The following is a 7,671-nucleotide window of genomic DNA, read 5'->3' as shown; positions in this document are numbered from 1 at the left end:
GGCGATGGCGGTGTGTCAGTCAAATCAATGGTGACTGATACACCGCCATCGCCAGCAAGCCGGCTCCTACAAGGGGTGTTCAGAACTGCACGGTTTGCTTGAGCATCTGCGCCGTCGGCGTATCGCTCGGGCTGACCATCGCGTAGTTGTAACCGCTGCCGGACCAGTACTCAGCCTGCAACCCGCCGTCACTGCGACTGCCCCTGGGCAGCAGGAAATTCTTCGGACCCGGCGGGCGCACGTAGAAGCTGACTTTGTGCCCGCTGCGGTCTTCATAAACCACCATCGCCGCCGGCCCTTGCTCAGTGCTGAGCAAGCGCCCGCTGACCGGTTTGAACCCCGCACCGGAAAGGTCCGGCAAGCGATGGGCCTGTGTGAAATAGCGGTCGAGCCAGCCCTGCATATCGCCGTCATCGCTGACCTTGTAATCCGCCGGCAGCATGCCTTGCTGGGCAAACAGCCGATAAGCCTGCATCGCGTCGGCCATCGGCGCCGCCGCGCTGAGGAGGGTCATCTCCCGCGCCTTCCAACCGCTGAAGCCGCCGATGCTCACGGCAATCAGCAACACCGCGGCGCTGGCCAGATGGCGGCGTGATTGGCGTTTGAGGCGTTGGCGAATCAGCGCCGGGTCGAGGGCCGGGTTGGCGGGTTGCTGCAACGCACCGCTCAGGGCCGCGCGCAGTTGCTGGGCGTCCTGCTGCCAGGCGCGAACCTGTGCGGATATTTCCACGTTGCCGGCCAGAAAAGTCTCAACCAGACGTCGGTCGTCATCATTGAGCTGGTGGTCCACATACGCGTGCAGGTCACGCTCGCTCGGGGGCATGCTGATCATTTGAGTCTCCGCAGGGAAGGGCGGGTGATTTCGCCGTCGCTGAGTTGGCGCAGGGCCTGGCGGGCGCGGGACAGGCGCGACATGACGGTGCCGACGGGGACGTCGAGAATCTCGGCGACTTCCTTGTAGCTCAGGCCTTCGACCGACACCCAGAGCAGCAGCGCACGCTGTTCGGTGCCGAGCTGATCGAAGGCTTGCAGGGTCGATTGGGCGATCACGGTGCGTTCTACCGACGGTTGGGTATCGTCCCGTCCGGTAAAGAATTCGAGCATCCGCGCATAACGCCGGGAGCGCCGGTGAGCGTCGAGAAATTGCCGATACAGAATCGAAAACAGCCAGGCGCGCAAGTCGCCTTCGGGACGTTTGTCGCCCCAACTCGACAGCGCCCGCTCCAGGCACGACTGCACCAGATCGTCGGCGCTGCTGGGGTTGCGCGTCAACGACACGGCGAATCGGCGCAATCCGGGAATGATTTCTCTGAGTTGTTCGTCGATCTCGTTCATGAAGTTCTGGCTAGTCACTACGCAGTGGACTAGAGAGACGCCCGGCACTGAAGGTTATTCCACGCCTGAAAAAATAAATACCGCACGATGGAATAAACGTTCGCGGGGTTCGTCTGCTTGATCCTTCTCACTTGTGGCCGATGGCCCTGGAGTCTTTCATGGTAGATCGCTCATCACCGCCCACCCGGCCCCCTTTGAGTGCCGCGAGCCTGACGTTGCGTCTGGCCGGTATTGCCGTGGTGGTCGCTGCAGTGGCCGGGGCATTTGCCTACGTCAACGGCACCTTTGACCCACAGCGACTGACCCCGAAAAAGCTGATCAACGTGCTGGAAACCAACAACGGCGTGCACCCGGGCTTCCGGCGCAATCACTCCAAAGGCGTGTGCGTGATCGGGCATTTCGAGAGCAGTGGCGAGGCGCGCAGCTATTCCAGCGCTCAGGTGTTCAACGAGGCGCGGACCCCGGTGGTCGGGCGTTTTGCCTTGCCGGCCGGCAACCCTTACGCGCCGGACAGCGCCGTGCCGATCCGCAGCCTGGCGCTGCGCTTCACCCAGGCCAACGGCCAACAGTGGCGCACCGGGATGAACAGCATGCCGGTGTTCCCGGTGGGTACACCCGAGGCGTTCTATCAATTGCAGCAGGCCCAGTCGCCGGACCCGGCCACCGGCAAGCCGAACCCGGCAGCGGTGCCGGCATTCTTTGGGGCGCACCCGGAAGCCGGGCCGTTCCTGGCCTGGATCAAAACCGCCAAGCCGTCCGCCAGTTACGTGACGGAAACCTATAACAGCGTCAATGCGTTTTACCTGGTCAACGCCGCGGGGCAAAAGCAAGCGGTGCGCTGGAGCATGGTGCCGTTGGTGCAGGACGCGGCAGGTGCCACGGCGCCGGAGGGTGGCGATTTCCTCGAGAAAGACCTGCTTCAACGGATTGCCTTGGGGCCGTTGCGTTGGCAGTTGAACATCACGCTGGCCAACCCCGGTGATCCGGTCAACGACGCCAGCAAGGCCTGGCCCGACGGTCGCAAAGTGGTGAATGCCGGCACGCTGGTGCTCGAAAGCACCCAGCCGCAGCTCAATGGCGAATGCCGGGACATCAACTACGACCCGCTGGTATTGCCCGCCGGTATCGAAGGTTCCGACGACCCGTTGCTCGCCGCTCGCTCCGCCGGTTACGCCAGTTCCTACTTGCGCCGCACCAGTGAAGTCAGCCAGTTGCCCGCCGCCAAACAGGAGGCTCAACAATGAGCAACCAACCGAACCACTTCGCGCCGCTGGCGCGGCTGCTGCACTGGCTGATGGCGCTGATGATCATTGCCATGCTGTTTATCGGCGCGGGCATGGTCGCTTCCGTGTCTGAGCGGCACGAGTGGCTGATCCATCTGCACAAACCGTTGGGCATCGCCATTCTGTTGCTGGTGATCGTGCGCCTCGCTGTGCGCTTTTCCACCCGGCAACCTCCTTTGCCGGCAGACTTGCCGGGCTGGCAAGCGCTGGCGGCCAAGGCTTCGCATGTCTTGCTGTATGCCTTGATGTTGATCCTGCCGTTGCTCGGCTGGGCGATGATTTCGGCGGCGGGCGACCCAGTGATGCTCAGCAGTTCGTTGCAGTTGCCGTCGATTGTGCCGGCGAATGCGCAGGTGTTTGCGTTCCTGCGCAAGGCGCACGGGTATCTGGCATACCTGCTGTTTCTGACCGTGCTGCTGCATCTGGCGGCGGCGTTGTTTCACGGTTGGGTGCGGCGTGATGACGTGCTCGACAGCATGCTGCGGGGCAACAAGGACCGCGGTTAACCGGCTTGCGTGGCGCATCGGGCGGATGCGCCACTTTTCAGCGTCAGCCACCAGTAACCCAATGCCACGGCGTTGATCCCCGCACCCAACAGGCATACCCCGAGCCACCCGGCCCAGGCGTACATCGCCGTCGAGCCGATCGACCCCAGCGCGCTGCCAATCGAGTAAAATAGCATGTACCCCGCAGTGAGGCGGCTTTGCGCTTCGGGGCGCACGCTGTAGATCATGCTTTGGCTGGTCACGTGCACGGCCTGCAAACCCAGATCCAGGGTGATCACCCCCAGTAACAAGGCCCACAAAGAGGATTGAGTCAGCGCGATCGGCAGCCAGGAGGCCAGCATCAACAACAATGACAAACCGCTGACCCACTGACCTAAACCACGATCAGCCAAATGCCCGGCACGCGCGGCGGCCAGTGCTCCGGCGGCGCCAGCCAGTCCGAACAAGCCGATTTGCGTGTGGGATAACGACAGTGGCGGGGCACTCAGCGGCAACACCATGGGCGTCCACAGCACCATGGCACTGGCGAAGGTCAGTAATGCGAGCACCGCCCGTTGACGCAACACAGGTTCTTCCGTGAACAACCTGAACACCGAGCCGAGCAATGCGCCATAGGAACTGGCCGGTTGCGTGTCCTCGTGTTTGGGCAGCACACGCAACAGCAGCAACGCCATCACCAGGGTCAACCCCGCCGACAACAGATAAATCGAGCGCCAGCCGGCCAGGTCGGCCATGCCGCCTGCCACCGTCCGGGCCAACAAAATGCCGACGACGATGCCGCTGGTGACCACGCCGACCACACGCCCGCGCTGCGCCGGGATGGCCAATGTCGCGGCGTAGGCCACCAACACTTGGGTGACCACCGCCAACAACCCGGTCAACGTCATCCCGAGCAACAGCCAGGTGCTGTTCGAGGCTAACGCGATCATCAACAACGCCAGCGCCGACAACAGGGTTTGCGTGACGATCAGGCGTCGTCGGTTCAGCAGATCGCCGAGCGGCACCAGCAACAACAATCCGACACCGTAACCGATCTGGGTGAGCGTGACGACGATGCCGATGGTGGCGGGGTCCATGGCAAACGCCTCGGCCATCGCATCGAGCAAGGGTTGCGCGTAGTACACGTTGCCGACGGCCAGTCCGCAGGCGACGGCGAACAGCAACACGACGCCGCTGCTGAGTGTTGTGTGAGTGGGCTTCATGCCGGGCTCCAAAAGTGGTTTCTAAATAAAACCAGTTGTACGGTAAGCAAGCTGGTTTTATATTGCAACCACATTTGTTTTCGAGAGCGCAGGCATGGCCAAGCGTACAAGCATGGAGAGCGCCGAATGCCCGGTGGCCCGTTCACTGGATGCCATCGGCGATTGGTGGTCGTTGCTGATCGTGCGCGATGCGTTCGACGGCATTCGCCGGTTCGGTGAGTTCCAGCGCAATCTGGGCATGGCGAAGAACATTCTCTCGGCACGATTGCGCACGTTGGTGAGCCACGGGATTTTCGATCTGGTGCCGGCGTCGGATGGCAGCGCGTATCAGGAATACGTGCTGACGGAGAAGGGCAAAGGCCTGTTCCCGTTGATCATCGGCTTGCGGCAGTGGGGCGAGGCGTTTTTCTATGAGGATGGGGAGGCGCACTCGCGGGTGGTTGACCGCGACAACGGTCGACCGGTGCGGCCATTGGAATTGCGCGCCGAGGACGGGAGATTGCTGGGGCCGGAGGATTGTGTGCGAGTGGCGGCCGAATGAGGCGTGGCTGCATGCCTGGCATGCAGCCATTGCGCAGGATCAGCGCAAGGTATCGACCATGTCCGCCACGGTCGTCAGCACATCCTTGCCCAGTTGCTTCGAACGCTTGCCGGACCAGCCAGTCAACGGATCCGGTTTGTCGTTGTTGTCCTTGAACGGCATCTCCAGGGTCAACGACAGGCAGTCGAATTTCTGACCGACGCTGTTGCACGCCAGGGTCATGTTGGCTTTGCCCGGCTCGTCGCGGGTGTAGCCGTGCTTGGTCTGGAAGTCCTTGGTCAGGTGTTTCAGATGACTGCGGAAATGCTCTTCGAGTTTTTCGATCCGCGGCGTGTAGCCTGGGTTGCCCTCGCAACCGGCAGTGAACACGTAGGGGATTTCTTCATCGCCATGGATGTCGAGGAACAGGTCGACGCCGTACTTTTCCATCTGTTGCTGAGCGAACAGCACTTCCGGACTGATCTCCTGACTGGCGCTCTGCCAGGCGCGGTTGAGGTCCTGACCCATGGCGTTGGTGCGCAGGTGACCGTGAAAGGCACCGTCCGGGTTCATGTTCGGCACCAGATACAGGTCGGCGCTGGCCAACAGTTTTTTCAATACAGGATCGTCGTGTCTTTCCAGGCGTTCGATCACACCTTCCATGAACCACTCGGCCATGTGTTCGCCGGGGTGTTGCTGGGCAATCATCCAGACCTTGCGCCGGCCTTCGGCGCCGGTGCCTTTGCGCAGCAACTGAATGTCACGACCTTCGACACTCTTGCCGGTGGCCAGCAGTTCAGTGCCGGCCTTGGTCAGCGTCTGTTCGATCAACCAGTCATGGCGGCCACGGCTGTAGGGCTCGAAGTAGGCAAACCAGGCGTGGGTGGCCGTGGCTTCGAGGCTGAAACGCAGGCAGTCGCCTTCGAAGATGGTCGGCACCCGGAACCAGTTGACGTGGTCGTAGGACGCCACTGCCTGATAGCCGTCCCAGGCTTTGTTGTACGAGGATTTGCTGGCATTGTTCAGACGAAACCAGTGTTCCTGTCCGACGTGCAAACCGCTGGCCTTGAAGTGAAACCACTGAAAATGCTGGCTGCGGGTGTCTGGCTTGATGGCCAGCAGGGCTTGCAGCGGATTGCTGATGTCCAGCACTTCAATGTTGCCGCTGTCGAAGTTGGCGCTGATGTCGAAAGAAGATCTAGCCACGGTCATAATCGATTCCTGAATATGATTTTTTATGGCTGATACTTTACACGCTGGGAAGGGAAAAACCGGGGGAAATTGCGGGGGTAAAAGGGGGGGCGTCCTCCTTGACGCCGTCGCAGCTTAGAGACTGTGCGATTGATTCTCAAGTGCTATTTACCATTAGTTTGGCCCAATGTTGCCGGGCTTCTCTTGCCAACAGATATTCTTTTGATATTATCCGCGCCATCGAATTTGCAGCACCCAAAGACTTCATTAGCCTGAAGGTAAAGCCAGAATAACTGGCAAAAAAAAGACCCGGCAAAAAGCCGGGTCAAAAACCGTGATTAGCCTGATGAGGAGATAGTCCAAGAGACCGACCTAAGGTCGCTTGGACAATCGACTGATCTCGCGACCAGCTGCATGCAATAATAATCATTCTCGTTTGCAAGTCAAACGATTTTATCTGCGCGATTGGAAAATTCTTTCCCGCGCCCCGCGAAATATCCCTGCCTGCCTTATGCGTGATGATCCCCGTCGAGGGATCGGTCCAGCAACGCCTTGGCCATATCGATCATATGCACCGTCGAAAACGCCAGATCCCGGTGCACGCCCTGCAGATTGTTCGCCGACTCGTACGCCGTGGCGGCGGCGCAGCGCAACAGGTCTGAGGCTCGCACCAGTGCTTCCTCGCAGCTGACATTGCGGTTCACATCAAAAAAACGCTCCTCTTCCACCGCTTCGGACACAGCTGGTTTCAAGTAATAGTCCAGGGCGCGCTGCGCGGCGGCCGAGCCTTTTGGCGAGGTGAGGGAGGTGTCGATCTGCATGTCTGGCAAGTCATTGCTGGGGATGGTCATGGCGATGGCAAAGCTCCGTGTTAGATTCAAATCCGTGATCCAATCGTAGTACGAACTGTATTTGTGACGAGAATTTAAATACTACAAGTTGTGTTTTGCTGGCCGGAGGCGCCCACGTATCGTGCCGCACATGGATAAATGGATTGAATTGGTCAAGGCCAAGATGAGTGAACTCAAAGTCACTCAGGAAATACTCGCCGACCGCCTGGGGATGTCCCAGGGCGGCGTCGGCCATTGGCTGAACAAACGTCGCCAACCGGGCATCGATGACATGAACCGTGTGCTGCACGCACTGGGCATGGAGTTTCTCGAGGTGGCGCTGGTGATTCGCGAGCCGGACATTGCTAAGGAGGAAAGCCAGGATCTGGTGCGCAAGTACAACCCGTACTTCCGTTACCCGGTCAGTGACTGGCGCGAATCCTGCGAGGTGCGTGACGGTGAGCCGACGGTCTATGACACGGCGCGTTTCGAACTGACTGACTACCACGCTCAGGGCGCGGCGTTCTGGTTGTCCGTGGTGGGCGATGCGATGACTGCACCGAGCGGTGTCAGCATCGCCGAGGGCATGATGATCCTGGTGGACCCGGCCATTGTGCCGGAGCCCGGGAAACTGGTGATCGCGCAATGGCCGGACAGCACTGAAGCGACGTTCCGCAAACTGATCGAAGAGGGCGGGCAGCGTTACCTGGTCCCGCTCAATCCGACGTATCCGAAAGCCCTTTACACCGAAGCCTGCCGAATCATCGGCGTAGTGGTTCAGGCAACGGCCAGGTTCTGATCAGA

The 7,671-nt window shown here is 60.4% G+C and carries 9 protein-coding genes; 4 read left to right on the top strand and 5 right to left on the bottom strand.

All coding sequences use genetic code 11. The annotated features are described in order from the left end of the window. Positions 1-79 precede the first annotated feature (79 nt). Both KGB24_RS23770 and KGB24_RS23765 read right to left on the bottom strand, forming a co-directional pair. The gene (locus KGB24_RS23770; protein ID WP_192229206.1) at positions 80-832 is read right to left on the bottom strand and encodes an anti-sigma factor family protein; all 753 of its coding nucleotides are present in this window, start codon (positions 830-832) and stop codon (positions 80-82) included. After that, entirely contained in the window at positions 829-1,335 is a 507-nt protein-coding gene (locus tag KGB24_RS23765; protein WP_032832617.1) for a sigma-70 family RNA polymerase sigma factor, read from the bottom strand. The genes KGB24_RS23770 and KGB24_RS23765 overlap by 4 nt, the downstream gene beginning before the upstream one ends. Positions 1,336-1,493: 158 nt before the next feature. Here KGB24_RS23765 and KGB24_RS23760 point away from each other — a divergent pair, with 158 nt between their 5' ends. Both KGB24_RS23760 and KGB24_RS23755 read left to right on the top strand, forming a co-directional pair. Further along, positions 1,494-2,579, top strand: a complete 1,086-nt coding sequence (locus KGB24_RS23760; protein WP_192229207.1) for a catalase family peroxidase — start codon at positions 1,494-1,496, stop codon at positions 2,577-2,579. Continuing rightward, the gene (locus KGB24_RS23755) at positions 2,576-3,124 is read left to right on the top strand and encodes a cytochrome b (RefSeq protein WP_223414399.1); all 549 of its coding nucleotides are present in this window, start codon (positions 2,576-2,578) and stop codon (positions 3,122-3,124) included. The genes KGB24_RS23760 and KGB24_RS23755 overlap by 4 nt, the downstream gene beginning before the upstream one ends. Here KGB24_RS23755 and KGB24_RS23750 read toward each other — a convergent pair. Beyond that, positions 3,121-4,326: an MFS transporter gene (locus tag KGB24_RS23750; RefSeq protein WP_223414398.1), complete on the bottom strand. Its 1,206-nt coding sequence runs from the start codon at positions 4,324-4,326 to the stop codon at positions 3,121-3,123. The two genes, KGB24_RS23755 and KGB24_RS23750, sit on opposite strands and share 4 nt — an antisense overlap. Before the next feature lie 94 nt (positions 4,327-4,420). On the opposite strand from KGB24_RS23750, the gene KGB24_RS23745 reads away from it, so the two are divergent. After that, positions 4,421-4,867: a winged helix-turn-helix transcriptional regulator gene (locus tag KGB24_RS23745; protein WP_008031907.1), complete on the top strand. Its 447-nt coding sequence runs from the start codon at positions 4,421-4,423 to the stop codon at positions 4,865-4,867. 39 nt (positions 4,868-4,906) lie between these two features. On the opposite strand, the gene KGB24_RS23740 is transcribed toward KGB24_RS23745, so the two are convergent. Then, positions 4,907-6,058: a M14-type cytosolic carboxypeptidase gene (locus KGB24_RS23740; protein ID WP_223414397.1), complete on the bottom strand. Its 1,152-nt coding sequence runs from the start codon at positions 6,056-6,058 to the stop codon at positions 4,907-4,909. 488 nt (positions 6,059-6,546) lie between these two features. Continuing rightward, entirely contained in the window at positions 6,547-6,888 is a 342-nt protein-coding gene (locus tag KGB24_RS23735; RefSeq protein WP_008041212.1) for a DUF6124 family protein, read from the bottom strand. Between the two features lie 130 nt (positions 6,889-7,018). Here KGB24_RS23735 and KGB24_RS23730 point away from each other — a divergent pair, with 130 nt between their 5' ends. Continuing rightward, a complete protein-coding gene (locus KGB24_RS23730) occupies positions 7,019-7,666 on the top strand; it encodes a LexA family protein (RefSeq protein ID WP_008031901.1) in 648 nt (215 codons plus the stop codon). Positions 7,667-7,671 lie beyond the last annotated feature (5 nt).

The organism is Pseudomonas sp. BF-RE-25 (assembly GCF_019956105.1).
Classification (GTDB): Bacteria; Pseudomonadota; Gammaproteobacteria; order Pseudomonadales; family Pseudomonadaceae; genus Aquipseudomonas; species Aquipseudomonas migulae.
The sequence above is the reverse complement of the archived record's forward strand: the minus strand, read 5'-3'. Positions and strand labels throughout refer to the sequence as shown.

What these genes read in the sequence shown, in the direction of transcription:
- KGB24_RS23770 (WP_192229206.1), bottom strand. Translation starts at nt 832, where the DNA reads ATGATCAGCATGCCCCCGAGCGAGCGTGACCTGCACGCGTATGTGGAC.
- KGB24_RS23765 (WP_032832617.1), bottom strand. Translation starts at nt 1,335, where the DNA reads ATGAACGAGATCGACGAACAACTCAGAGAAATCATTCCCGGATTGCGC.
- KGB24_RS23760 (WP_192229207.1), top strand. Translation starts at nt 1,494, where the DNA reads ATGGTAGATCGCTCATCACCGCCCACCCGGCCCCCTTTGAGTGCCGCG.
- KGB24_RS23755 (WP_223414399.1), top strand. Translation starts at nt 2,576, where the DNA reads ATGAGCAACCAACCGAACCACTTCGCGCCGCTGGCGCGGCTGCTGCAC.
- KGB24_RS23750 (WP_223414398.1), bottom strand. Translation starts at nt 4,326, where the DNA reads ATGAAGCCCACTCACACAACACTCAGCAGCGGCGTCGTGTTGCTGTTC.
- KGB24_RS23745 (WP_008031907.1), top strand. Translation starts at nt 4,421, where the DNA reads ATGGCCAAGCGTACAAGCATGGAGAGCGCCGAATGCCCGGTGGCCCGT.
- KGB24_RS23740 (WP_223414397.1), bottom strand. Translation starts at nt 6,058, where the DNA reads ATGACCGTGGCTAGATCTTCTTTCGACATCAGCGCCAACTTCGACAGC.
- KGB24_RS23735 (WP_008041212.1), bottom strand. Translation starts at nt 6,888, where the DNA reads ATGACCATCCCCAGCAATGACTTGCCAGACATGCAGATCGACACCTCC.
- KGB24_RS23730 (WP_008031901.1), top strand. Translation starts at nt 7,019, where the DNA reads ATGGATAAATGGATTGAATTGGTCAAGGCCAAGATGAGTGAACTCAAA.